This is a genomic window from Acidithiobacillus sp. TH-A117, assembly GCF_057473465.1.
The window spans coordinates 39,860-64,867 of record NZ_JBYCKQ010000045.1 but is presented as its reverse complement, the minus strand read 5'-3'; the positions used below and the strand labels follow the sequence as shown (position 1 = coordinate 64,867).

The window sequence follows — 25,008 nt, the reverse complement described above, 5'->3', positions numbered from 1 at the left end:
GGTAATGCTGGGTTGAAAAGTACGCTTCATTGGAACACTTCCTGCGGGTAAATCCTAAGGGCTGAGAAGATAAGGAGATGCTGTCCGAAAGTCAAGGCGTCGGGGCGAGCTGTTTTTGTGATTGGCGCCACCGGTTCAGGAAAAGGAACGCTTGAGCAGGGCGCAAAATAATTTATTATATGCAACAAAGTTGCATATATAGGGAGCGAGAAGATGGGTGTTCGTTTTGGGAAGCTGCATTGTTTATGGTTGCTGGGTGGTTTTTTTCCTTTGTTAAATATTGCTCTCAACGAAAATGCAGAAGCTGAGGATCTGGGAACGGTGCGGCGAGAGACGTCAGCCGGCCTGCCTATACAGTCTGGTCAGGCAACGACCATGAGCGCTACGAGTTATAGTCTGAATCAACAACAGATGGCGTTACTGGCGGGCCCGGGCGGCGCCAACAGTGAAGCGGCTCTCGGTTTTTTGCCGGGAGTTTCTTACAACGCTCCGGACGCGCTCAATCTGGCCAATGTGCAAAACGCCAGTAAAGGCTTGCGGGTACGGGGTGAGACGGCTCAGCATGGCGCTGGCGATCTGCTCGATGGCTTGCCGCTGATAGCGGGATTTTCCGGGCCGGGCCAGTGGTTGGTGGATCAGGAGGATATCCAGTCTGTGCAGTTATTTCAGGGAGCCGTTCCGCCCTCGCTGCCCAGCCCCGGGAGTTTGGCCGGAGTAGTGGATAGCCGGATTCTTTGGCCGCTGCCCCAGAACCGCTGGCTATTCAGTCAGAGCATCGGTAGCAAATATTTTACCCGTAGTTTTCTGCGCTGGGACAGCGGTTCTCTGCCGGGTGGATCGCGGCTTTTTGTTTCCGGATCTTTTACCAGGGCGGGTCAGTGGCGAGGCTGGGCTGCGACTCCTGAGGGCCGAAGCAATATCGCTTTGGGCTGGCAGCAGCCTTATGACTCTGGATTACTTCGGCTATTTTTTGTGCATGATGATTATCGCAGTGCCAACTATCGGCCTCTCAATTATTCTGAAGCACTGGATTTACAGCGCTATAATCGTCTGGCGTACAGTCGCGAACCGGTGTTTAATCCCGCCTCCCCCGATGCAGCGTTCTATCAGGGTTATAACCATCAGCACTTCGCCGACCATGCCCTCTTTTTGGAATGGCGCCAGCATCTGGGGAGTCTTGGGGAGATCCGCTTATCGCCTTACGGCATGCAGGAAGATGGGGAGTATTGGCGAGGAATAGTCCAAAGCGGAAAAAGCCTTGTGCAGCGTGCTGATCTCCATGCCTGGCGCTGGGGGTTGCGCCTCGATTGGGAGAAGCAATCCGGTGACTGGCGGTGGCGCTCAGGTTATTGGCATGACGAAAAAATTGCCCCGCACCCGCTGACCAATAGTGCCCTGTATCAGCCGACGACGAAGGGAGGCTTGCAGTTTCTGCGCTGGTCTCTGCTGAGTGCTCCCGGCAGCCCGGAACGCTATGACAGTATTTACCTGGAGCAGGGCTGGCATCGCGGTCGGTTCAGCTTGGATTGGGGTGGCCGCTATCTTTGGGATACCCTTCCTGGTTTGCAGGCTTATGATCCTCGCAAGCTGACGAGCGATTCGCTGGCGCTGGCTTTGGATCAGGCCGCGCTGAAGCCCGGGCAATCGGTGCAAGGACGCACTCTGGGGGCTTTTTTGCCTTATGTCGGCCTGCGCTGGCTTGTGTCTGATCACTGGCTTCTGCGCGCCAATGCGGGCAGCAATGTGGCTTCCCCCGGTTTTGATTTGTGGCCCGCTTACCAGCAGAGTCTCGCCACTTTTCAACGTGCAGGCGTGCAGATCCAGAATCTTTGGGATGCCCAGCGACTCATTCGCAGTGATCAGGGGGATCTGTCTCTGCGCTGGGCGGCGGCGTCTGGCTATGTAGAGGCTCTGGGGTACTACGGCATTTTTCGGCACAAATCGGTATCCGTCTATGATCCTCTGTCCGGCTTGGTCTATCCTCAAAATGTGGGCGATGGGCAGAGTTATGGGGCGAGTGTCAGTGCCCAGTGGCGCTTGGGTGGGCACTGGTTGATTTCTGGCAACAGTAGTTACACCCGCAGCGTGTTTACCCGGGATCTGCAAGGGGTTGGGGCTACGACCTTGCCGGTGAGTGGTTTGCAGACGCCGGATACGCCTTTGTGGTCCGGCAACGCCCTTTTTCAGTATGCGCGCGATCAATGGCGTGCGACGGTGCAGGAAAAATATCTCGGCCCGCGCTGGGCGGATAGTTTGCACCGGGAAAGGATATCCGCTTATGTCCTGACTGACGTGAATCTGGGGCACACCTGGAAGGGCCGGCAGCAATCTGTAGATGTCGATTTATGGGTGTATAATCTGTTGCAAAACCGGGGTATTGGTCTGATCAGTACGGGCGGGTTGACCCTCGACAGCGGTGCCAGCTTTTATCCGCTGCCAGCGCGGACGGTGGTGTTGAGTCTGCGCTGGCATTACCACTGAAGACCTTGCCCCTTGGCGTTTTAGCGAATGATGGGTTTGTAGCGCAAACGGTGGGGTTTCGCCCCTTCTTCGCCCAGACGACGCTTTTTGTCGGCTTCGTATTCATGATAATTACCGGCAAAAAATTCGACGTGTCCATCGCCTTCAAAGGCGATGATGTGGGTGGCGATACGATCTAGAAACCAGCGGTCATGGGAGATCACCAGAACGCTGCCGGCAAACTCCAGGAGGGCATCTTCCAGGGCGCGCAAAGTTTCCACATCCAGATCATTGGAGGGCTCATCGAGCAGCAGGACGTTACCGCCAGCTATCAGGGTTTTGGCGAGATGCAGGCGGCCGCGTTCGCCGCCGGATAATTGCCCGACCAGTTTCTGCTGATCGTTGCCCTTGAAGTTGAAGCGGCCACAATAGGCACGGGACTGAATCTCGAATTTGCCGACGGTGAGAATGTCCAAGCCCCCCGATATTTCTTCCCAGACGTTGTTTTTGGCCGCCAGGGCATCGCGGGACTGGTCCACGTAAGCCATTTTTACCGTAGGGCCAATGTTGACCGTGCCGCTATCAGCTTGTTCCTGCCCGATGATCATCCGGAAAAATGTGGATTTACCCGCGCCGTTGGGACCAATGACGCCGACTATGGCCCCTGGGGGAATCTTGAAACTCAGATTCTCAAACAGCAGGCGATCGCCGAAGCCTTTGCTGACCTCAGTGAATTCAATGACTTCATTACCAAGCCGTTCGGCTACGGGAATGAATATTTCCGAGGTTTCATTGCGGGTCTGATATTCATAAGAGCTGAGTTCTTCAAAACGGGCCAGACGCGCCTTGCTTTTGCTTTGCCGCCCCTTGGCATTCTGGCGCACCCATTCCAGCTCCTGCTGCATGGCTTTGATGCGCGAAGCCTCACTGCGCGCCTCCTGTTCCAGACGTTTCTCCTTTTGTTCCAGCCAGGCGGAGTAGTTACCCTTATAAGGAAAGCCACGGCCGCGATCCAGTTCCAGAATCCACTCGGCAGCATTATCCAGAAAGTAACGGTCATGGGTGACGGCGACCACAGTGCCGCTGAAGCGTTGTAGATATTGCTCCAGCCAGTCCACCGACTCGGCATCAAGATGGTTGGTGGGTTCGTCGAGCAGGAGCATGTCGGGACGGCTGATGAGCAGGCGGCAAAGGGCAATCCGCCGCTTTTCGCCCCCGGAAAGGGGGCCTACCAGGGCATCCCAGGGGGCCAGACGCAGGGCATCGGCGGCTACTTCCATCTGCTGTTCGGCCTGGTGTCCGTCGCTGGCGGCGACAATGGCCTCCAGGCGGCCCTGCTCGGCAGCCAGAGCATCGAAGTCAGCATCGGGCTCGGCATAAGCCGCATAAACGGCTTCCAGTTGCTGCTGGGCATTGAGAATGTCGCCAAGGCCTTCTTCTACGACCTGGCGAACGGTTTTGTTGGGGTCAACGTCAGGCTCCTGAGGAAGATAACCAATTTTCAGGTTCGGCATGGGCAGGGCTTCCCCCTCAAACTCCCGATCCACACCGGCCATGATTTTCATCAGGGTGGATTTCCCTGATCCGTTCAAGCCTAGTACGCCAATTTTCGCGCCGGGGAAAAAGGAGAGAGAGATGTCCTTGAGCAGTACGCGCTTGGGGGGGACGGTTTTGCTCAGGTGGTTCATGGTGAAAACATATTGCGCCATGGCTTTTTCCGTTTGCAGTCGTGGTGGGCTGGATTGTCGTGGAGTGTAGCGCAGACAGGGGCGCTTGTGGACTATCGGCGCAAGAACTACTCATTTGCCGCCCATTTGTTTAATCAGTCAGAGGGGTGTAACATTTTTAAGAATTATATATCAAATATTAATAAGTGATAATTTTTGATTCAATCTACATGAGATGAAGTGTTCCACCTGCGAGGTGCTGAGCCGCTCATGGAGACTGTTGGAGAGAGTGATGAGTCTGACATCAGATAATACCGAGCTCGGCATGATGCTACCTCTGCGGAGCGCGCTCAGCATTGCCGAGTATCAGCAACTCATGGTTGCGGAATTTGGCGAGCCTGTGTTTGAGGATATTGCCTCCATGCTTTGCACCGGTGAGCGTGGGGATGCGGTGATTTTGTCTTCGGATAGTCTGGATTCGGGGTCGCATTTTTACTTCGATGGTTGTGACTCTCAGGCGCTGGTTTTTCGCCTGAAGGGATCAATCGCCGCGGAGGATTATAAAAAGGCACTGATATTTATAGAAATGGGTGACTTCATTTATATGTTCTTTGCAGATCTGAAATATGTCTTTGAAGGCCGCCATCATTTTGATCTGCCCCGCATGATTTATCGAAGAGCTTCTCGTGGGGCCAAGCGGGTTCGGGTAGAGGGTGCCATCACCTTGCGCAAAATGGGTGGCACAGAACAGGTGGGTCAGTTACATGATTTCAGTCCGAGTGGTGCCAGCTTCATGGCACCCAAAGGGATTTATCAGCCTGGCGAAAAAGTCCTGGCGGAATTTGCCATTGCGGATTGTGGCACCTGTGAAACGGTGGTGACCATTGTTCGCGTGCAGGAAGAAGGTATTCCCGAAGGACAGTGTCTGGTCGGGATTCGGATGGCCCTGACAAAAGATCAAAAAAAGCGGGCGGAACATTTGTATTTATGCAAAAAAGCCGATGAAATCCAGAAGCGTCCTGATTACTCCAGAAACACACGGATATTTTAACCAGGGCTCTCTTGGGGCATTGTTAGCGCAAGCTTTGGTGTTACAAAATGTTACTCATCTGATATATAAGAAAAAACTGTTAACAGTTTCCTTTCAAAATATTCCCATTGGTTGTATTATACAATAATTATCAGTTCATTATTTTTTTATAAAAATATAAGTGGCAATCAGTGTCGAGGCGTGGAGTAGGTGCATAATCATGAGTACCATAAAATCAGTGGGTAACCAGAGCGAACAAAAGTCGGCGGCAACGCAGCATGTCGCCATTTCCGGGTGGACATGGATAATGCTCAAGGAACTGAGCGTTTTTTATGGCGTAAGCCCAACAGAAGTCATAGAAAGCCTGGTGCTGGATGCGGTTTTATCCAAGCAGGGAAACAGTCAGGTTTTCTGCGCAGATGAGTAATATTCCCATCAAGCCAGACAATCTGGTGCAATTTTTAGGGCTAAGCCGGGATGACCTCAGCCTGCTGGATCAACATTGGGGGCTGTTTGCCCAGGGCGCAGAAACCCTGGCCCGGGATTTTTATCATTATCTGTTTTCCCATCCGGCGACGGCCGCAGCTTTCAGGAACCATTCAGAAGCGCAGATTGAAGCGCTGATTCAGCGTCAGGCTGAGCACGGCTATGGTCTGTTGCAAAACCGCCTGGATGCTTCCTGGCAGATTGCCATGCAGCAATTAGGGGCAAAACATCATTATTTGGGTATTGATCCCGCCTGGTTAGCCGGGGCATATACCATTTACTGGCGACACTGGCAGCCAGTGCTGGAGAAATTTGTTCCGTCCCCGGATCGTTCTCGACTGGGGCGCGTTCTGATCAGCCTGTTGATGGGTGATCTGATGTGCCAATTGAGTGGTTATGCGCGGGCGTCGCGAGAAACCGACGGAGAGCGAAGTGCCGTTTTTGATGTTTTGCTGGATACTCTGGCCAGTACCCGCATGGAAAAAGAAACGGAAAACATCAGCTTGCTCCAGGTGCTGTGTGAACGGCTGCCGCGCAAAAGTCGCTATATCACCCTGGCTGGATATTTTCTGAGTTCGAATCGGGACCATGATGTCCTTACCCTGGAGGCCTCAGCCGGACTGCGTTTGGTAAAGCCCCATTTACCCTATGCCGCAGAGGATCCCTGTTGGGTGGCGCTCAGGCAAAATCAGGTTGTGGTGCAGTTGACCGATGATCCATCAGCGCCCCAGTGGATTCAACAGTTACGACCCCGGGTCAAGGAGCTGGTTTTTCTTCCCTTCGCGTCAGGTGAGCTGCAGGGGGTGGGTTTCATCGGTGCCCGGGCGAAAGGTTATTTTCAGAGAATCGGTTCAGATTATTTTGAAGCCTTTGCGCATTTGGGCGAAATCGTTTTGCAGTTGCGCAATCGTATGCTGCGTGATCCTTTGACCAAGGTTCCCAATCGTCTGCTCTTCATGGATCGTCTGGAAATCGCCCGCCGTCAGGCCCGTCGGGAAGAGTCATTATTGGGCGTGGTCCTGCTCGATCTGGATGGTTTCAAACCTGTTAATGACCGTTTTGGGCATGGTGCGGGCGATCGTTTGCTCATTTCAGTAACCCAGCGCATTCGTCAATGCCTGCGTTCTGGCGACACCCTGGGCAGATTGGGTGGCGATGAGTTCGGCCTGCTTTTTCCCGCCCTAAGTTCTCTCGATGATCTGGATATGGTCTGCGCACGTATTCTAGAAGCTGTGCGCAAGCCCCTTGAAATGGATGGTGAGCGAGTCAGTGTCAGTGCCAGTCTCGGCGTGACCATTTATCCCCTGGATGACGTGTCGGTGGAGACGCTTCTTGCCCATGCGGATTTAGCGCTTTACGCGGCCAAAAAACAGGGCGGAGATCAGCTCAGCCTGTATAGTCTGACGCTGGATGAGGCAGCACAAAATGCAGCCAATATGCGCCGAACCCTTGAGAAGGGGCTGAAAAATCATACACTGGTTTTGCATTATCAGCCTATAGTCAACAGTTTTGGCGGGGTGTCCGGAGTGGAGTCGCTGATTCGTATTCTCGATCCCGAACAAGGCTTGCTGGGGCCTGCGGCTTTCTGGGCGGGACTGGATCACCATCGCTATGCCCGGGATCTGGGGATTTTTGTGATGGATGCGGCATTCCGGCAAGGCCAGACCTGGCAGCAGCAGGGGCTTTTCCTGAGAGTGTCCATCAATATCAGCGCCTATCACTTGCTGGATGCCCGTTTTTTGAGTGATCTGGAGGCAGCCTTGGGTAAATATCCTGGCTTGGCTCCTGAACAGATTGAAATTGAAATTACTGAATCTGCACCTCTCCATGATCTCTCGCAGGCGCAGGAGCGTCTGGATGCCTGCAATCAATTGGGGGTACGCATAGCTCTGGATGACTTCGGTACGGGGAACGCCTCATTGACCTATCTCCAGCAATTGCCTGCGCAGTCGGTCAAATTGGACCAGAGTTTCGTGCGCGATATGATCAATGATCCCAAGGATTTGGCCATTGTGGCTGCCGTGATTACTGCCAGCCGGATGTTGGGACTGGACGTGATCGCAGAAGGGGTGGAAACAGAGGCCCACGCCAAGTTGCTGGCAAAAATGGGTTGTAGTCATTTGCAGGGCTATTTGTTTGCCAAACCCATGCCCGGAGAAGATATCCCCCTCTGGGTGCAGCACTTCAAAGGATTGGGCTTGGGGCTGCCTAGTCATTCTTCCATTGATATTTTGCCGACCCTGCTGGAAGGTCATGCACAACGTACGGAAAGTTTTCTCCAGGCCTTGTGTGAACAAAATACCATCCCTCTGCACGTACTGGATGAGGATGCCGAGGACAAATGTCACCTGGGACGCTGGCTGAAGGGAGACGGATCCCTGCGCTTCGGTGAACTGCCCGAATTCTTGCCGATTTTGCAGCGCCATGAAAAAATCCACCAGCTGGCGCGGCAGGCCAAGCATTTTCTGGACAACGGGGAGAAGGCCAAGGCCATGTCTTTGGGTTCTCTTTTGGAGCTTGAGAATAGCAAAATGATTGGTGAGCTGCGTGAACTTGTCTATGACGAAGGCGAGTTGCAAGCAGAAAATCATTCATGTGTATGTGACGAGCGTTGAGACAAAAGCGTAAAAATCTCCGGGAGCCGGCGTGGTGCCATGGACAGGCGGTGAAGGCCGCAATCCACCAATAATGGAGCGATGTCCGGGTCTCCGGCGGCTTCTCCGCAAATGGAAACCGGAACCAGACTGTCCCGGGCGATTTTTCGACAGAGTTCCAATACCGCAGGATGTGCTGCATTCCCCAGGGCATCGAGCAGTGGGTTGCTGCGGTCGCTGGCCAGGGTGTATTGGGTCAGATCATTACTGCCGATGGAGACAAAATCCGCGAGTTCATTAAAGCCATCCATGCACAGAGCCACTGCCGGAACTTCGGCCATGATGCCGAGAGGGACCGGCCAGCGATGGGCTTGTCCGGCAGCTTCCAGCTTGTGATGGGCCTGCTCCAGAATGCCCCGGGCTTCACGCAATTCTTCGGGGTTGGTGACCATGGGCAACATGATCGAGAGTTGGTGGTTCCGACCAGCACGCAGCATGGCGCGCAGCTGCAGGGCAAAAATATCGGGAAAGGCGAGCAGTGCTCTGAGGCCGCGCCGCCCGAGGGCGGGGTTGGCTTCGTCACCCAGGGGCATAAATCCTAGAGGTTTGTCGGCACCGGCATCGAGCGCCCGGACAATGATGGGTCGGCCCTGCATGGGAGCCATAATCTGGCTCAAGGCCCGGGTCTGATTTTCTTCATCGGGCAGGGTTTGTTGATCGAGAAAAAAGAATTCCGTGCGGAGCAGGCCGATACCCGTGGCTCCGAGGCGTCTGGCGGTATCGGCTTCGGCGGCGCTGGCAACATTGGCCCAGAGTTCCAGACGACTGCCATCGCTAAGACTGATCTGACCATAATTTCCCTGTTCCGGCAACGCGAATCTAGTGGCATCGTGTTCAAGCAGCTTTTTCAGCGTCACAGGGTCAGGGTCCAGCCAGAACTCTCCGGTGCTGCCGTCCATGGCCACCGAGCGGGCGCTGGACAGGGCGGGATTGTCGGCGTTGATGATATAGGGAATCCCCGCGCCCCGAAGGAGGATGGCCGCGTGGGAATGTGCGCTGCCATGACGATCAATGACGCCAAGCACTTGCCGGGGATCGAGGTGGAGTGCGACGGAAGGCAGTAGTTCGTCTACCAGCAAAATGGCCGGGGCACCAGGAGAAATTGTACTTTCCACAGCGATGCCCAGGGCCTGGAGGACACGCTGCCCCAGGTCGCGCAAATCTGCAGCACGGGCGCGAACGATCGGATCGCTGAGAGTGTCCATGCGTGCTGCTGCCTCGGTGATGGCTTGTGCCCAGGCTGGAGCCGCCGCCAGATGATCTTCCTGGATGCGTTTGCGGGTTTGTTCCAGCAGGACCGGATCCTGCAGGAGCAGTGCCTGGGCGGCCACTATGGGGTGGCTACTGAGTTGCTGCTGGACCTGTTCCAGCGCCGCCTGAAATTGCTGGAGAGATTTTGTGCTGTCGGGATCGTGGGTTTCGGGAACACGAGCCAGTAGGGCCTTCGGGATAAGGAGAGGCCCTTGGGCAAAACCGGCAACGGCACCCCCTGGACGCGACGGGACTCTTGGCACGACCTGGTCTGCCGGATTTTGTGCTGACGGTGTTGCCAGGATCTGTGCTGCGGCGTCGAAAAAGGCGGCGGCATCGGCACCTGAAGTCTCCATAATAAGCTCGTCCCCCTGACGCAGATCCAGGCCGAGCATGGCCGTGAGGCTGGTAGCAGAAACTGCCTGTTCGGGGTGCCGGGCGGCGCGGATGCGGCTGGGGGTGGTTCGGGCCAGGGCGAGCTTGGCCAATGCGGCAGCCGGACGCAAATGTAAACCCGCTGGATCGGACAAGCGCAAGCGACGCTGTTGTTCCGGGGTTACTGGGATTACCGGGGTTCCCGGAGGAGGAGGCTGTTCAGTGCTGGTGCGGTCAGAGGCGAGTTGCTGTTGCTTCATGCCCAGACCATTTTCGGCTTCCTGCCGCACGGCCGACAAAGGCGCCCCGCCGCTGGCGGCGAGAGCCGCAGCCATGGCTCCTTCCACAAAGGGGCCACTGCTCAGCTGCACCCGTTCTCTCAGGGAATCAGTCAGTAAGTTCAGGGCCATTTCCGTGCTCAGCAACGCACTCCCCATATCCATCAGGATCAAGGTTCCGGCGGGGCTGTCCAGCGCCTCAATGGCGGCCTGTATCGCCAGGACATCGGTGCCCAGTTCAGCGCCCTCCTCACCACTGCCCGCCGCAAGTGCCAGACGCAGATCAGCGCCGGTAACCTGACGGATGAGTGCTGCGGTGGCCTCCGCCAGGGCCCGGCTATGGGAGACCAAGAGGATGGCTACGCCAGGCATGCGCTCGCCAGACAATCGAGAAGCAGACTGGCAGAGGTAGCACCTGGATCGGCGTGCCCTATGGCGCGTTCGCCCAGATAGCTGGCCCGACCTTTGCGGGCAATCAGGGGAATGGTCGCATCCCGGCCCTCCCGGGCTTTTTGCGTGGCCACGCCCATTTCGGCTTTGTTGGTCAAGGCGCGGATGGCGGGCTCCAAGGCATCGATCATGGTTTTGTCTCCCGCTTCAGCCTTGCCCAGCCGCTGGATGCCGGTCAGCCCCGCCTGCAGGCATCGGGCCAGGGTGGCGTCGTCCAGTTCTCTCTGCTCCCCGGCTATTTTACCGGCCTCCAGAAAAAAGCTGCCATACAGCGGTCCGGAAGCCCCACCCACCGTACTGATCAGGGTCATACCCACCAGTTTGAAGAGGCTGGCAGGTGTTTCCGGGGGATTGGCCTGGAGTTTTTCGCGGACCTTGGCAAAGCCCCGGGCCAGATTGCTGCCATGATCGCCATCGCCAATGGCTGCATCCAGAGCGTTCAGCTCAGCCAGATGGGATTGGAATTGTTCTTCGGCACAGGTTATCCACTGCATCAGAGTGGCCACAGCATAGCCCATAACACGGCTCCTGTTTTAGCAACCCCAGCGCAGAGCGGGGGTACAGACCGGGGCATCCCAGTAGGAACGCATGGATTCATCCAGGCGCAGGAGCGTGATGGAGACTCCCGCCATATCCAGACTGGTCATGTAGGCGCCGACCAGTCTTCTCGACACCTTGAGGCCATGCTGACTGGCCAGCCTTGCGGCGGCGCGGTAAACAATATTCAGCTCCAGCAGAGGAGTGGCGCCCAGTCCATTGACAAACAGCAGAACCTCGTCGCCTTTTTTGAAGGGCAGATCCTCGATAATGGGCAGCATCAACTTTTCCGTCAAGGTATCCGCCGGTTGCCAGGGAATGCGTTGCCGGCCCGGTTCGCCATGAATGCCAATACCATATTCGATTTCATTCTCCCCCAGGGTAAAGCTGGCTTGTCCGGTTTCCGGATTAGTACAGGGACTGAGTGCCAGCCCCATGGAGCGGGCAGAATCATTGATGGATGTACACAGTGCGGTGATCGCATTCAGGTTGGCTCCGGCATCGGCGGCGGCACCGCAAATTTTTTCGGCCAGAACGGTGGCGCCCACACCCCGTCTTCCCGCCGTGTACAAGGAGTCCTTGACGGCCATATCATCGTCGATGACCACGCTGTGGACTTCAATGCCGTCGTTCTGTAACAGCTCCGCAGCCATTTGAAAGTTGAGGACATCGCCGGTGTAATTTTTGACAATAAACAATATCCCCTGGCCACCATGCACGGCAGTCGAGGCTTCCTGAATCTGGTCCGGGGTCGGGCTGGTAAATATCGCACCGGGACAGGCGGCGTCCAGCATTCCCCGGCCCACAAAACCGGCATGCATGGGCTCATGTCCGGAGCCGCCGCCAGAAACCAGGGCCACTTTGCCAGTTTTGGGAGCATCGGTACGCAGCACATAATGGGGATTTTCGTGGAGGCGAATCAGGTCGGGATAGGCCATGGCCATGCCTTGCAGAGCCTCAGTCACTACTTGGTCGGGTTGGTTGATCAATGCTTTCATGATTTATCTCTCCTCGGAATTTTCGGCGGCATCAATCTGAGATTTGACTTCATCCAGCGCCTTTTGCAGTTTTTCCAGTTTGAAACCCAGGCCTTTCTGTTCCACCTGTGGCTGCCGTTCTTTTAACAGTTTAGCGCGGACACAGAGGGTTTTGCTGATGCACCAGTCGTAAAAAAATACGGCAATGCTGGCGCCGATAAGGGGGCCGACAATGGGTACCCACCAGTAACCATGAGGACCCGGAAAGGCATTGGGCCCCCATCCCTGTAACCAGCAGAACAGGCGGGGTCCAAAATCCCGGGCGGGATTAATGGCATAGCCCGTTCCTACCCCGAAAGAGAGGCCGATAGCCGCCACCGCAAAGCCGATCATCAGGGGAGCCAGATTGGAGCCTGGTCCGACGTTCATGTTGTCGATGATGGCAAATACAAAAAGCACCAGAAAAAAAGTGGCAATGACCTGGTCCATCAGCATGAGTCCCAGGTGGCTTCCATAGTAAGCGGCGGGAAAAGTCGCAAAAATACTGAAGGTGGTCATTCCACCCGGATCAGCCCGGGACAGCACATGGTTGGCCAGATTCCAGGCGTTGATGGCGCGGAAATAGTCGTAATAGACGATGGCCGCCCCGGCAAAGCAGCCTACCACTTGGGCAATCCAGTAGGGGATGACTTTGCGCCAGGGAAAATTGCCCTTGATGGCAAAAGCCAGGGTAACGGCCGGGTTGATGTGTGCCCCGGAAACCCCGCCTGCTACGTAAACTGCCATGGTTACCGCAAATGCCCATCCCCAGACGATGACCATCCAGCCCCCGGCCCCCTGAAAAATGACCATGGTGCGATGGGATTCCGTGAGCCCCACGACCGCGACCGCGACGCAACCGGCGCCAAAGGCCAGCAGGACAAAGCAACCGACAAATTCTGCCAGCATTTCTGACCAGACCGACTGGGCCCGCCAGCCTGTTTTCACCCCGAATTTTACTGCTGTGTTTTCAGCCATTTTATGGTCTCCTTATTATGTGCTCAGTCCACCCAGGCAAATGAGCGGGTGACGGCTTTTTTCCAGGACTGGTAATAATGATCCCGGTCGGCGTCAGCCATTTTCGGTTCCCAGGTTTTATCAATACCCCAGTTGGCGCGCAGGTCTTCAATATTGCGCCAGTAGCCAACGGCAAGACCGGCGGCATAAGCTGAACCCAGTGCCGTGGTTTCAATCATTTTGGGGCGCAACACCGGTACTTTCAGCATATCGGACTGGAACTGCATCAGCAGTTCATTGACCACCATGCCGCCATCGGTACGCAGGCTGCTGAGGGGAATGCCGCTGTCTATTTCCATGGCCTCGACCACATCGCGCACCTGATAGGCGGTGGATTCCAGGGCTGCCCGGGCAATATGGGCCTTGTTGGCAAAACGGGTCAGCCCGGCAATGACCCCTCGGGCATCATCTTTCCAATAGGGCGCGTACAAACCGGAAAAAGCCGGTACCACATACACATCGCCGTTATTCTCGACGCTACGGGCCAGGGGTTCGATTTGCCCTGCCACATCAAAAAAATGGAGATTATCCCGTAACCATTGCACCAGTGCCCCGGTGATGGCAATGGCCCCTTCCAGTGCGTAGCGGGGTTTTTCGTCACCAAATTGATAGGCCAGCGTGGTCAATAGCCCGGCCTTGGATTGTACCGGCTCGGTGCCCGTATTCATGAGCAGAAAAGAACCGGTACCATAGGTGTTTTTGGCTTCTCCCGGGGCGAAGCAGGTTTGTCCGACCAGGGCGGCCTGCTGATCGCCAAGCATTCCGGCAAGCTGCGTACCGCGGAGTGGCGCCGTGCTGATTTCTCCATAAGGAGAAGAGGAGGGTACGATTTTGGGCAGGCAAGCTTCCGGAATCTTGAATTGCTCCAGCATTTCCTTGTCCCAGGTACAGGTTTGCAGGTCCATGAGCATGGTGCGGCTGGCGTTACTGACATCGGTCACATGGACGCCGCCATCAGGACCGCCGGTCAGGTTCCAGGCCATCCAGGTGTTGATATTGCCAAAAAGGGCATCGCCCTTTTCCGCCAGGCGCCGGGCACCTTCCACATTTTCCAGGATCCACAGGAGTTTCAGCCCGGAAAAATAGGTGGCCAGGGGGAGGCCGGTTTTCTCGCGGAATCTCTCCTGCCCGCCATCTCGCGCAAAGCGCTGGACCAGCTGGTCGGTGCGGGTATCCATCCACACCAAGGCGTTGCAGAGCGGGCGGCCGCTGTGACGATCCCAGAGGACGGTGGTTTCCCGTTGATTGGTGATGCCGACGGCAGCGAGATCGTTGGCGCTGAGATTGGCCCTGGCAAGGGCGGCCCCGATGACTTCATTGCTGTTGGTCAGAATTTCCAGGGGGTTATGTTCTACCCAGCCGGGTTTGGGATAAATTTGTTCGTGTTCTTTTTGCGCTACGGAAACTATATGAGCTTGTTTGTCAAAGACAATAAAACGAGTACTGGTGGTACCTTGATCAATGGCCCCTACATATTTTGACATTGGAATATCCTCCTCAATAAAAAACTCCATCAAGACAAAGTGGTGGCACCTCCCTGCCGGATTTTCTCCGTGCCTTCCAGTGAGTGCAGATAGGTTTCCAGTTTTTGCACGGTATCCTCAGGAACATGCAAAGCCATTTTTGAACGTCGCCACAAAATATCCTCCGGCTGCCGCGCCCACTCCTGGGTGACCAGATAATCCACTTCGGCCTGGGTCAAGCCGCCACCAAAATCCTTACCCAAATCAATCATCTGCCGGGCATTGCCGAGGATTTTTCGGGTGCGGGTGCCATAGGCACGGGCCAACCGATAAGCCAGATGTTCCGGTAAGAAGGCGTACTCTTCCGAGAGGGTGCGTACAAATCCGGAAAAGTCGCCAGCGGGGATGTCTCCCCCGGGCAAGGGGGCGTTGGCCGTCCAGCTCTGGTCCTTGGGATGGCCCAGAGCCGGTTGCAACAGGGACAGCGCATGCTCGGCAAGGCGCCGGTAGGTAGTGATTTTGCCGCCAAATACCGAGAGCAGCGGAGGAGTCTCTCCGCCCCCTTCCATATCCAGCACATAATCCCGGGTGACCGCAGAGGCGTTGGCCGCATGATCATCATAGAGGGGGCGGACGCCGGCATAACTGCGGACGACGTCATCGGGTTCTACAGGCTTTTGGAAGTAACGGGACACGCTCTCGCACAGATAGGCGGTTTCCTCTGCTGTGATATGCACCTCGGCAGGGTCGCCATCATAGGGAATGTCCGTTGTTCCGATCAGGGTGTAGGCATATTCATAGGGGATGGTAAAAATGATGCGACGGTCGGGATTTTGCAGAATGAAGGCGTAATCCCCCTCGTAAAGACGGGGCACAATGATGTGGCTGCCTTTGACCTTGCGCACCGTTTTCTGGGTTTTGATGCCCAGCTCCTGGCTCAGGACGCTACCTACCCAGGGCCCTGCGGCATTGATCAGCGCCCGGGCATGAACGGTTTCCTGCTGTCCCGTGTTTTTATCCAGCAGCTGTGCAGCCCATAGCTGATTCTCCGGGTGGGCTGAGAGCAGTTGCGTCCGGGTCAAAATTTTTGCACCGCGTTCAGCAGCATCCAATGCATTGAGGGCGACCAGTCGGCTGTCTTCCACCCAGCAGTCGGCGTAGGTGAAGCCTTGGGTATAAGCAGGTTTGAGAACTTTGACGGCCGGGTGCGGTCCGAAATGCACGGCGCGGGATGCTGGTAAGTGACTGCGGGGAGCGAGGTGGTCATAAAGAAAGAGACCCGCCCGGATGCGCCAGGAGGAGCGACTGTCGGGACCTTGGGGTAATACAAACTCCAAAGGCCAGATGATATGGGGAGCGATACCCAGCAACCTTTCTCTTTCCATGAGGGCTTCACGCACCAGCCGAAATTCATAGTATTCCAGATAGCGCAACCCGCCATGGATGAGTTTGGTGCTGGCGGAAGAAGTATGGGCAGCCAGGTCATCCTGCTCTACCAGGAGTACCGAGAGCTTCCTGCCGCTGGCATCACGGGCAATGCCGACACCGTTGATTCCACCACCTATAATCAGTAAGTCAAAGGGTTCGGACATCGCTCCACCTCGCTATCTATGTGTTATGCATATGACGCAGTTTTGTTAATAGTCGTTGACCAACGCGAAAGCATCCATATAGAAATAGTGCATAATAGCCATTAAGACAAGGTAAAAAAGGCGAAGACCGTCTCTTTTGCCGTGTGAAATGAGGGTATTTAATTGAAAAAACTAAACTTGCTTTTTCCTGATGAAGCTCTGATCGCAGCAGAAAAAATGCCTGAGCCAGAATATTTTCGGGATCTGCATCTGGACCAGGTCATAAATAAAATAACAGAAGGCAGGGAAGATTATAAGCTGAGCCCATACTTTTATTGGCTTCCGCAAGATCTGGAATCAATCCGATTTCGTCAGGATATCATGCATGACCTGGAAAATACAGCCGTATATAACAATATATTACTATTTTCTAAAGATCTTTCTGGAATACGTAACTCCTTAGCGCATATAGAAAAACTATATTATCCGCTGCAACGGCAGCGTAACTATCTGGAAACAGCTATACGCTATCAGCAGTTGCTCAAAGGTCTGCTAAATCGTTTAAGCCAGATTACGATTGAATCATCAGGCCTTAAAGCATTCGTAATAAAAATGCAGGAAATAGTGGATACCGAATTTTTTATGGAGTTTGAAAATAAATCTGCCGCTCTGCTGGAGAAAATGAATAGTATTCGCTATGCCGTAATTGTCAAAGATAACCGGGTGACGGTACAGCGTTGTCTGGATGAAAATGATTATGCCTTGGACGTAGCACGACTTTGGTATTTGGATATGACCGGGACAAGCGCAGATGAAAGCAAACCAGGAGTGAATTCTGGTTATGATATGAATCACGTAGAAGCGCAGATACTGGAAGGCGTCGCCCGGTTGTTTCCTGAGCCCTTTCATGAACTGGCCAGCTACTCTCAGCAATATATGCTTCCCGGAGAATTACCTGACGCAAAATCGGACGCAGAGTGCCTGAAAGCTGGACGTTTTCCGTTCATGTCCGGAGATGTTCTGAACTGGGAGCGGGAACTCCAGTTTTATCTGGCCTATCTGGATTATATTGCCCCATTGAAACATCAGGGCTTGTCATTTTCCATTCCAGAGATGCTGGTGCAGAGCAAGTGCATTCAGGCGGAACAAACCTTTGATCTGGCTCTGGCTATCAGGCTACAGGAAGAAACGGGACAGCAGGTTGTCGTCAATGATCTGCGCTTATCTGAAGGAGAACAGATCTTCGTTGTCACCGGACCCAATCAGGGTGGTAAAACCACCTTCGCCAGAACGCTCGGGCAACTTCATCATCTGGCCGGATTAGGTTGCCCTGTACCCGGATTAAATACCCGCTTGTGCCTCTGTGATGGCATTTATACGCATTTTTCCTATCGTGAAGATATGGGCGCCGGACATGGAAAACTGGAAGAAGATCTCCTCCGTCTCCACAAGAATCTCGACAGGGCGACTGCCGCCAGTATTTTTGTGCTGAACGAATTATTCGACTCTACTACCTATGATGATGCGCTGTATTTAAGTGCACAGATTATGCCGCAATTACTGGAAAAGAAATCACTAACGGTTTGGGTGACTTTTATGGATGCACTGGCTTCTTTCGGCCCGCAAATTGTGAGTCTGATGAGTATGGTTGACCCCGATGATTTAAGTAAAAGAACCTTCAAGATTCGTCGGAAACCCGCTGATGGCTTGGCGTATGCTTTATCTCTCGCCAAAAAATATGGTCTGACCTATGAAACGCTTATGGAGACAATAGCATGATCAACATCAGCTTGCTTTATCCCGATGACCGGAAATACGACCTGGACCATGTTCCTGGCCATGCGGATCGCTTGGCGCTGGACCTGGAACTCCCGTTATTATTTAAGGCGATGGCCAGGGATGATAAAACAGTGGATACCGCTGTGCGGCAAATCATCCTGGGCCAGCGCAGTACAGAAATATCCGTCATTATATTTCGTCAGCAGATTCAAAAAGATTTTATACGCTACACGGAATTACTTGCCAAGCTCTATCAGCTCAGTATGGATACACTGGGTGCCTATCGGGAATCCCTGAGATTCTGGCTGTCGGCCAAGTCGGCGAGCAGACGTTTGCGCAGCAATCTGGATATTCTGGATATGTTGCTCACTCAATTAAGCAGTGTGCGTGATCTGGGCGAAAGTTATCCTGCGCTTGAATCCAGTGGACTAAAAAAATTTTTTCGGTTTTTGCAGAGGTATTATGACGATGAGACGTTGCACAGTTTGCGCGCGCAAATTACTACCCTGCGGATGGATAATGGTTTTTCGGTGAGTGCAAAACTGGATCATAATAATCGCAGTCAGGAATTTTTTCTGAACAGGGATCAGCCTTCGACACATTGGTTAAAAAACTGGTTCCCGTTGGTCGCTGCTGAGGAAGGTTACTCTTTTACCATTGCCCAGCGTGACGAAAGCGGTTTGACGGCACTGGCCGAGTTTCGTGATGCCGCCCTGGAACCCGTAGCCGGGTTAATGGACAGCGCCGTTCATCAACTCCTCGATTTTTTTACCCGGTTGCGCGATGAAGCGGCCTTTTATCGGGGTGCTCTGAATCTGCGCGCGGCACTGGAGGCGCGGGAGTATCCCCTGTGTTGGCCCGTTCCGCTGAGCAGTCAGCCAGCGAGCTGTGTAGCCAGCCGAATTTATGATCCTTGTCTGGCGCTTGCTCAGGAGAAGCAGGTCATCACCAATGATTTGCAGGCCAGCAACAAGTCACTACTGATCATTACCGGTGCCAATAGTGGCGGCAAAAGTACCTTTTTGCGCGCCTTGGGTGTAAATCAATTGTTGATGCAATGCGGTTTAGCGACGACCGCCCAGGAGTTTTCGGCGAGTATTTGTGATGAAGTGTATACTCACTTCAAGCTGGAAGAAGATGCCAGCATGCATAGCGGAAAGTTCGAGGAAGAATTGTTGCGCATGGCGGATTTGGTTCCCCAACTGAAAGCTACCGCTATGCTCTTGTTTAATGAATCATTTGCCGCCACCAATGAACGCGAAGGCGCGGAAATTGCCTGGCAGATTTGTACAGCCCTGCTTGAAAAAGGCATAAAAATAATTTTTGTGACACATTTATATACCTTTGCGCAGCGCTGTTATGCACAGCAAAGCGGCAATATTTTAGCCTTGCGCGCACCTTCAGATGAAAATTTATCCATGAAATACAAGCTGTCAGAAGCAGAACCGCTGAACACCAGCTTCGCAAAGGATGTGTATAACAGGATATTTGAATATAAAAATAAGTAATGATCATATCTTTATCAGTATCGGGCCATAAGCTGGCTATAAAAGTTCCCGATAAAATTATAATTTATCAATTTCATTAATGAATCGAATTGCCTTGCGCTTCCTGATATCCGTGACTATAACTAGTAAATCACAACAAGCATTCTCAAATATAAGCCCGTAATATGGTTTCGGGTGAGGGGGTAGGAATGTACCTGAGTTTTGCCAGAATCTTTCCTGAGTATGACTGCTGGTCACATAGGAATGGATGCCACGGGGTCCGGACACTTCCGCGATGATCGTGATGGGAAGTAGCAATATGGATATTGTGCTGCGTGTACCACGCGCACCCCAGGCCGGAGAAACGGTGCTTGGTTCTGCCTATGCCCTGCATCCCGGAGGTAAAGGAGCCAATCAAGCGGTGGCGGCACAAAGGGCGGGAGCTTCCGTTCGCTATATTTCTTCTTTGGGGAAAGATGCATACGGTGATCTTCTGCACGAAAAACTCTCTCGGGAAAATATCGACTTAACAGCACTAAGCCGTTCTGATACGCCCACTGGCCTCGCTTTCATTTTAGTCGAGGAGGGGGGGCAAAATCGTATTGTCATTATCCCTGGTGCCAATGAAGATCTGCAGCCAGAGCTGCTCTCATCCATCATCTTCGCGGACGACATCCTTTTGTTGCAACTGGAGATACCTCTCGAAACGGTCAAGGCCGCCGCTTTGAAGGTCCACGCAATGGGTGGGAGAGTCATTCTCAATGCTTCGCCGGTCCGGGAGGATCTGACAGAGATTCTTGCCCTCACGGATATGCTGCTGGTCAATGAAATAGAAGCCATGCAGTTACTTGGCTTGTCCCATCCGCTTTGTCCTCAGGACGGCGTCGCTGTTGCTGAACAGCTGGCTTCAGGGCGGCAGGCGGCAGTCATCACCTTGGGTAAAAGCGGCGCCGCATGGGCGACCGGGCAAGGAAAATCAGGCTTGTTACCGGGGTTTCCCGTTGCAGTTGTGGATACTACGGGTTGCGGTGATGCCTTTGCTGGTGCTTTCAGCGCTAGCATCGCCGCCGCTGATCCCATGGAATATGCCATCACTTATGCCAATGCCGCTGGTGCATTGGCTGCCATGCACGAAGGTGCACAAGCTGCGCTGCCCCTGCGCCCGGCGATTGAAAGTTTTATGGCGCAGCACATTCCCGCTGATTCTATCAAAATGTTGAGGGCCAAATCATGAAACGCAAAGCACTTTCCATTTGTATGACTGTCATGTCGCTATCGTGGGGTTTTTCGGGGGTGGCCATTGCCCAAGATGCGGCACACCACTATACCTTTGGCTTGATGTTATCGGCCATGACGCCCTATTTTGCCACTATCAAAAGCGGTGCAGAGGCAGAAGCCAAAAAGCTCGGCGTACAGCTACTGGTTGAGGATGGCAACAATAATTCCATCACTCAAAGCAATCAAATAGATACCTTGATCGCCCGGAAGGTGAACTTATTACTCATTAATCCTACAGATGCCAAAGCCTTGGTTCCGGCCGTTGAAAAAGCCAATGCCGCACATATTCCAGTCATATATATTGACCGCAAGGCCGATGGCGGGCATGCCATTGCCTATTTTGCCTCGGATAACAAACAGGCCGGTGCACAAGCCTGCCAATATCTTGCCCAGAAACTGCATGGTCACGGTAATTTGTTCATGCTGCTGGGTATTTCCGGCGCCTCTGCAACTAATGAGAGAACCGCCGGTTGCGAGTCGGTACTGAAAAGTTACCCCCATATCAAGGTGGTGGCGAGGCAGTCGGGCGGGTTCAGTCGTGAAGGCGGTCTCACCGTCATGCGTGACGTACTGATTGCCAATCCTCATTTAAATGCCGTGTATTCAGAAAATGGGGAAATGGCCATTGGGGCCATGCGCGCAGCGGAAGCAGCTGGTCGCTTGAAGGGGCTGACTATGGCCATGATCGGTAGTGGCAGCGTGGGCGAAACACAGTTGGTGAAGGAAGGCAAAATTGCCTTGAGTGTTGCCCAGCAGCCGGCCGTCATGGGAGCGTTGGGTGTGCAGGCCGGATATAGTTATCTGTCTACGGGCACGGTGTTTGTGCCGGTACCCCTGCATATGGATCTGGCGCCGGGTCATTGATGAACATTGCAGCAGAAAGCGCTTCTGAAAGAAAGGATCAGCCGCCTTTGTTGCGTTTGCGCGGTATCGGCAAACGTTTCGGTGCCGTACAGGCATTGCGCGATATTGATCTGGATGTCTGGCCAGGAGAAGTGCTGGCCCTGCTGGGCGATAATGGCGCCGGTAAATCTACCCTGGTGAAAATCATCGCCGGCGCCCAGGCCCCGACTTCGGGGAGCATGCAATTCCATGACCAGACGCTGCGGCAGTTTGATCCGCGCGTGGCCCGGGATCTGGGTATAGAAACCCTGTATCAGGACCTGGCGGTGGCTGAAAACCTTGACGTGTCCGCCAATATTTTTCTGGGCCGCGAGCGCAAAAAACGCTTGTTAGGTATTTTGCCTTTCCTGGCGCGACGGGAAATGCGGAAAGAGTCCGTTCTGGCGCTGCAGAAACTCGCCATTCAACTACCGCTGCGGCAACCCGTCGGTGAGCTCTCCGGTGGACAAAGGCAGGCCGTAGCCATTGCCCGGGCCGCTTATTGGCAGGCAAAGCTGGTGATCATGGATGAGCCGACGGCGGCCATCGGAGTAGGTGAGCATGCGGCTATTCTTCATCTGATCCAAACCTTGGCCGCATCAGGGGTGGCGGTGATTTTGATTACCCATACCATGCCGGACGTTTGGCAGGTGGCGTCACGCATTACGGTCCTGACACGGGGTGAAAAAGCCCTGGATGGCAGGCCGGATGATCTCGACGAAGATCTGGTCGTCAAGGCGATGTTGGTGGGCAAGGGAGTAGCCGCTTGAACGCCACGGTGTTAAAGGGGCACTCCCTGCGCCAGTTTCTGATGGATCAGGGGGTACTATTCGCGTTTATCGCCTTACTGATTTTTCTGGCATTTGTGGCCCCCCATTTTGTTTCGGTCAACAATTTCTTCAGTGTCCTCACCGATGCCGCTCCTCTGGTATTGCTGGCTCTGAGTGAGCTGGTGGTGATGCTGGTCGCAGGTATTGATCTGTCTGTGGGGGCGGTGGCCGGACTGACGGGTGCCCTTGCCGCTACCATGATGCTGTCGGGCTTTCCCTGGCCGCTAGCCCTGTTTCTGGCACTTTTGGCTGCCACCCTGGCAGGGTTGCTCCAAGGGGTAGTGATTAACTATCTCCATATCACGGATTTTATTGCCACGCTGGCCGGACTTTCGATTTTTTCGAGCTTGACCCTGATTGTCACTAACGGCGAACCCCTGAACATCAATGACAATGGCTTTAATGCCATTGGTGAAAGTCACATTCTGGGGATTCCTGATCAGGTCTGGATAGCCGGGCTCATGGTCATTCTGCTCGCGATTTTTCTCAGTCTCACGGCTTCCGGATTGTATTTGTACGCTATTGGCGGAAATCGCGTCGCCGCCTATCGAGCAGGCATCCGGGTACGGCGTCTGCGCAGTCTGGCTTACGCCTTTTCGGGATTCTCGGCGGGTCTAGCCGGCGTTATTTTCGCGGCACAACTGGCTACGGCAGATCCCAATGCCGGACGTGGCGACGAGTTACCCGCCATTGCGGCGGTAGTCATTGGCGGGGTTTATCTGTTCGGAGGGCGCGGAACCGTCTGGGGCGCGCTGATTGGCGCCCTGCTGCTGAGTACGATTCTGGATGGTTTGGTTTTACTCAATATTTCACCCTTCTATACCGAGCTGGTGGAAGGCGTCGTTATTTTACTGGCGGTCATGCTCGGTTATTTGAAGAAACGCGGTACGGTTTGATGATGCCCGAATGATCGGGGAGGAAAAAGGAGTTGCTCACGTAAATACCCTGCATAAGGGCGCTGATAAATACTGAAAATAAGGAGAGTGCCATGACCAACAACTACAAAAATCGTAAATCCGGGCCTGGAAAGAGCTTGTCCAGGCATCTATTGACCGGCAGTCTGGCAATGGCCTGTACCATTGCTCTCGGTGCCCCGGGATTATCCCTGGCCGCTACCCCTGCCAATTCGTTGATTCCGTCCAATACCATTCTCGACAAGGCCATTGCCAATACCAAAATATCGGCGATGCTCGGGCTGATTAACTTCAGTTATCTGAATCATGCCCACAGCCGCCAGGATACCCATTCCCTGGCCCTGGGTGGACATTTGTATGTGCACAGTCCGCAACTGGCAGGTTTCAGTCTGGGGGTCGGCGGAGATTTTGCCACCTGGACCGGCTTTTATCAGCACGAAGATCCGGAATTGACCGGACCCTATCCCAGTCATGGGATTGCCATCGTGCGCCAGGCCTATCTGCAATATCACTATGGACCGTTTGTGATTCGCGGCGGGCGGCAGTTTATCAACACGCCTTACGCCAACTGGGATTATTATACCTATAATCCCCGGTCTTTTACCGGGGTAAGCGCCGTGGTGGACATCATCGGCCATCCTAAGGCGGGGCAGTGGTCCGGCAATAGCCCGCTGGCTCTGGGAGGTTCTCCAGCGACCCTGAGTTTCATGGCCGCGCGCATGTACAGTTATGCCAGCCGTTACAGTGCGACCTTTACTACCGGTAATCGTTATACCAGTGACCATACCAATGGTTTTTATGTCATTGGTGCCCGTTACCAAACCCCGTTTTTGGGCAGCCACATCGATCTCCAAGCCTGGTATTACGACTTTTATGGTTTTGCCAACATGTTTTACGGCCAAGCCGGAATCAGTCATCCACTGACCAACAATGTGGCCTTATTTGGCAATTTTCAGGTGGTTTCTGAAGGCAATTCCGGGGCTGGCACCAGCTATCTGCATGCCCTCAACGCGAATTCTGTGGATGCCCAGGTGTATGGCGGACGTATTGGTGTGAAATTTGGCACCCATCATGAGGATAATGTAGCTCTGGTGGCGAACTACAGTCCGATCAATTATGACTCCTTTCGTCATGGCGGCATGATTCATCCGTACAATGATCTCAGTGGCACCAGCTACACCACAACCATGCAAACCGGTATTTCCGATTATGGTCCCGGATATGCGTATGGCATTGCCTCGAACTTTGGCTTTCTGGCCAATCAACTCCGGCTGAATGCCAGTTTCATTCGTTATCTGGTCCGCTATGGTTTTGGTGGCAGTGCTTACTCTTATAGTGGTGCTTATGGTTTTCCAAGCGACGAGGCCATTCCCAACCAGAAGCTCTGGTCCATGGATGTGGGCTTGTCCTATAACTTGTCGAGCATTCTCAAGGGCTTGTATGTCGCCGACTATACGGATATTTCCATGGCGCAAAACGAGGCGGGTTACCCACATTATCAGAACCCGTATTTCAGCAACCGCTTTTATTTCAAGTATCGCTTCTGAAAAAGTCGCATTCGACAGCTTCAGCACTTGATGATG

General features: G+C 54.0%; 18 protein-coding genes. 11 read left to right on the top strand and 7 right to left on the bottom strand.

Annotated features, from left to right (window positions below; translation table 11 throughout):
* Nucleotides 1-213 precede the first annotated feature (213 nt).
* On the top strand, nucleotides 214-2,481 hold the full coding sequence (locus AC2VLR_RS11245; protein WP_486882194.1) for a TonB-dependent receptor: 2,268 nt from the start codon (nucleotides 214-216) through the stop codon (nucleotides 2,479-2,481).
* 20 nt (nucleotides 2,482-2,501) lie between these two features.
* Here the strand turns inward: AC2VLR_RS11245 and ettA are convergent, their stop codons facing one another.
* Nucleotides 2,502-4,169: an energy-dependent translational throttle protein EttA gene (gene ettA / locus AC2VLR_RS11240; RefSeq protein WP_486882193.1), complete on the bottom strand. Its 1,668-nt coding sequence runs from the start codon at nucleotides 4,167-4,169 to the stop codon at nucleotides 2,502-2,504.
* Nucleotides 4,170-4,419: 250 nt separating this feature from the next.
* On the opposite strand from ettA, the gene AC2VLR_RS11235 reads away from it, so the two are divergent.
* The 3 genes from AC2VLR_RS11235 (at nucleotide 4,420) to AC2VLR_RS11225 (ending at nucleotide 8,258) form a co-directional block, all read left to right on the top strand.
* A complete protein-coding gene (locus AC2VLR_RS11235; protein WP_486882192.1) occupies nucleotides 4,420-5,178 on the top strand; it encodes a PilZ domain-containing protein in 759 nt (252 codons plus the stop codon).
* A gap of 199 nt (nucleotides 5,179-5,377) precedes the next feature.
* Nucleotides 5,378-5,584: a hypothetical protein gene (locus tag AC2VLR_RS11230; RefSeq protein ID WP_215843893.1), complete on the top strand. Its 207-nt coding sequence runs from the start codon at nucleotides 5,378-5,380 to the stop codon at nucleotides 5,582-5,584.
* Entirely contained in the window at nucleotides 5,577-8,258 is a 2,682-nt protein-coding gene (locus AC2VLR_RS11225; RefSeq protein ID WP_486882191.1) for an EAL domain-containing protein, read from the top strand. Before AC2VLR_RS11230 ends, AC2VLR_RS11225 begins: the two co-directional genes overlap by 8 nt.
* Here AC2VLR_RS11225 and dhaM read toward each other — a convergent pair.
* The 6 genes from dhaM to glpD are packed head-to-tail and all read right to left on the bottom strand — an operon-like array spanning nucleotide 8,231 to nucleotide 16,276.
* Entirely contained in the window at nucleotides 8,231-10,573 is a 2,343-nt protein-coding gene (gene dhaM / locus AC2VLR_RS11220) for a dihydroxyacetone kinase phosphoryl donor subunit DhaM (RefSeq protein ID WP_486882190.1), read from the bottom strand. The two genes, AC2VLR_RS11225 and dhaM, sit on opposite strands and share 28 nt — an antisense overlap.
* Nucleotides 10,561-11,169, bottom strand: a complete 609-nt coding sequence (gene dhaL / locus AC2VLR_RS11215; RefSeq protein ID WP_486882189.1) for a dihydroxyacetone kinase subunit DhaL — start codon at nucleotides 11,167-11,169, stop codon at nucleotides 10,561-10,563. The genes dhaM and dhaL overlap by 13 nt, the downstream gene beginning before the upstream one ends.
* A gap of 15 nt (nucleotides 11,170-11,184) precedes the next feature.
* Entirely contained in the window at nucleotides 11,185-12,186 is a 1,002-nt protein-coding gene (gene dhaK / locus AC2VLR_RS11210) for a dihydroxyacetone kinase subunit DhaK (protein ID WP_486882188.1), read from the bottom strand.
* A gap of 3 nt (nucleotides 12,187-12,189) precedes the next feature.
* Nucleotides 12,190-13,182 (bottom strand): MIP/aquaporin family protein, encoded by a 993-nt coding sequence (locus tag AC2VLR_RS11205; RefSeq protein WP_486882187.1) that lies wholly within the window; start codon nucleotides 13,180-13,182, stop codon nucleotides 12,190-12,192.
* A 23-nt stretch (nucleotides 13,183-13,205) separates the two neighbouring features.
* Complete coding sequence (glpK, locus tag AC2VLR_RS11200) at nucleotides 13,206-14,705, bottom strand: glycerol kinase GlpK (RefSeq protein WP_486882186.1); 1,500 nt, start codon at nucleotides 14,703-14,705, stop codon at nucleotides 13,206-13,208.
* 29 nt (nucleotides 14,706-14,734) lie between these two features.
* Entirely contained in the window at nucleotides 14,735-16,276 is a 1,542-nt protein-coding gene (gene glpD, locus AC2VLR_RS11195; RefSeq protein ID WP_486882185.1) for a glycerol-3-phosphate dehydrogenase, read from the bottom strand.
* A gap of 162 nt (nucleotides 16,277-16,438) precedes the next feature.
* On the opposite strand from glpD, the gene AC2VLR_RS11190 reads away from it, so the two are divergent.
* The 7 genes from AC2VLR_RS11190 to AC2VLR_RS11160 all read left to right on the top strand — a co-directional run bounded on the left by AC2VLR_RS11190 (nucleotide 16,439) and on the right by AC2VLR_RS11160 (nucleotide 24,972).
* Complete coding sequence (locus AC2VLR_RS11190) at nucleotides 16,439-18,034, top strand: MutS-related protein (protein ID WP_486882184.1); 1,596 nt, start codon at nucleotides 16,439-16,441, stop codon at nucleotides 18,032-18,034.
* Nucleotides 18,031-19,542 (top strand): MutS-related protein, encoded by a 1,512-nt coding sequence (locus AC2VLR_RS11185; RefSeq protein ID WP_486882183.1) that lies wholly within the window; start codon nucleotides 18,031-18,033, stop codon nucleotides 19,540-19,542. Before AC2VLR_RS11190 ends, AC2VLR_RS11185 begins: the two co-directional genes overlap by 4 nt.
* A 247-nt stretch (nucleotides 19,543-19,789) precedes the next feature.
* Nucleotides 19,790-20,755: a ribokinase gene (locus tag AC2VLR_RS11180; protein WP_486882182.1), complete on the top strand. Its 966-nt coding sequence runs from the start codon at nucleotides 19,790-19,792 to the stop codon at nucleotides 20,753-20,755.
* Nucleotides 20,752-21,663 (top strand): substrate-binding domain-containing protein, encoded by a 912-nt coding sequence (locus tag AC2VLR_RS11175; protein WP_486882181.1) that lies wholly within the window; start codon nucleotides 20,752-20,754, stop codon nucleotides 21,661-21,663. Before AC2VLR_RS11180 ends, AC2VLR_RS11175 begins: the two co-directional genes overlap by 4 nt.
* The gene (locus AC2VLR_RS11170) at nucleotides 21,663-22,451 is read left to right on the top strand and encodes an ATP-binding cassette domain-containing protein (protein ID WP_215843904.1); all 789 of its coding nucleotides are present in this window, start codon (nucleotides 21,663-21,665) and stop codon (nucleotides 22,449-22,451) included. The genes AC2VLR_RS11175 and AC2VLR_RS11170 overlap by 1 nt, the downstream gene beginning before the upstream one ends.
* On the top strand, nucleotides 22,448-23,407 hold the full coding sequence (locus tag AC2VLR_RS11165; RefSeq protein ID WP_486882180.1) for an ABC transporter permease: 960 nt from the start codon (nucleotides 22,448-22,450) through the stop codon (nucleotides 23,405-23,407). Before AC2VLR_RS11170 ends, AC2VLR_RS11165 begins: the two co-directional genes overlap by 4 nt.
* 92 nt (nucleotides 23,408-23,499) lie before the next feature.
* A complete protein-coding gene (locus tag AC2VLR_RS11160; RefSeq protein WP_486882179.1) occupies nucleotides 23,500-24,972 on the top strand; it encodes a hypothetical protein in 1,473 nt (490 codons plus the stop codon).
* The last annotated feature ends 36 nt before the right edge of the window (nucleotides 24,973-25,008 follow it).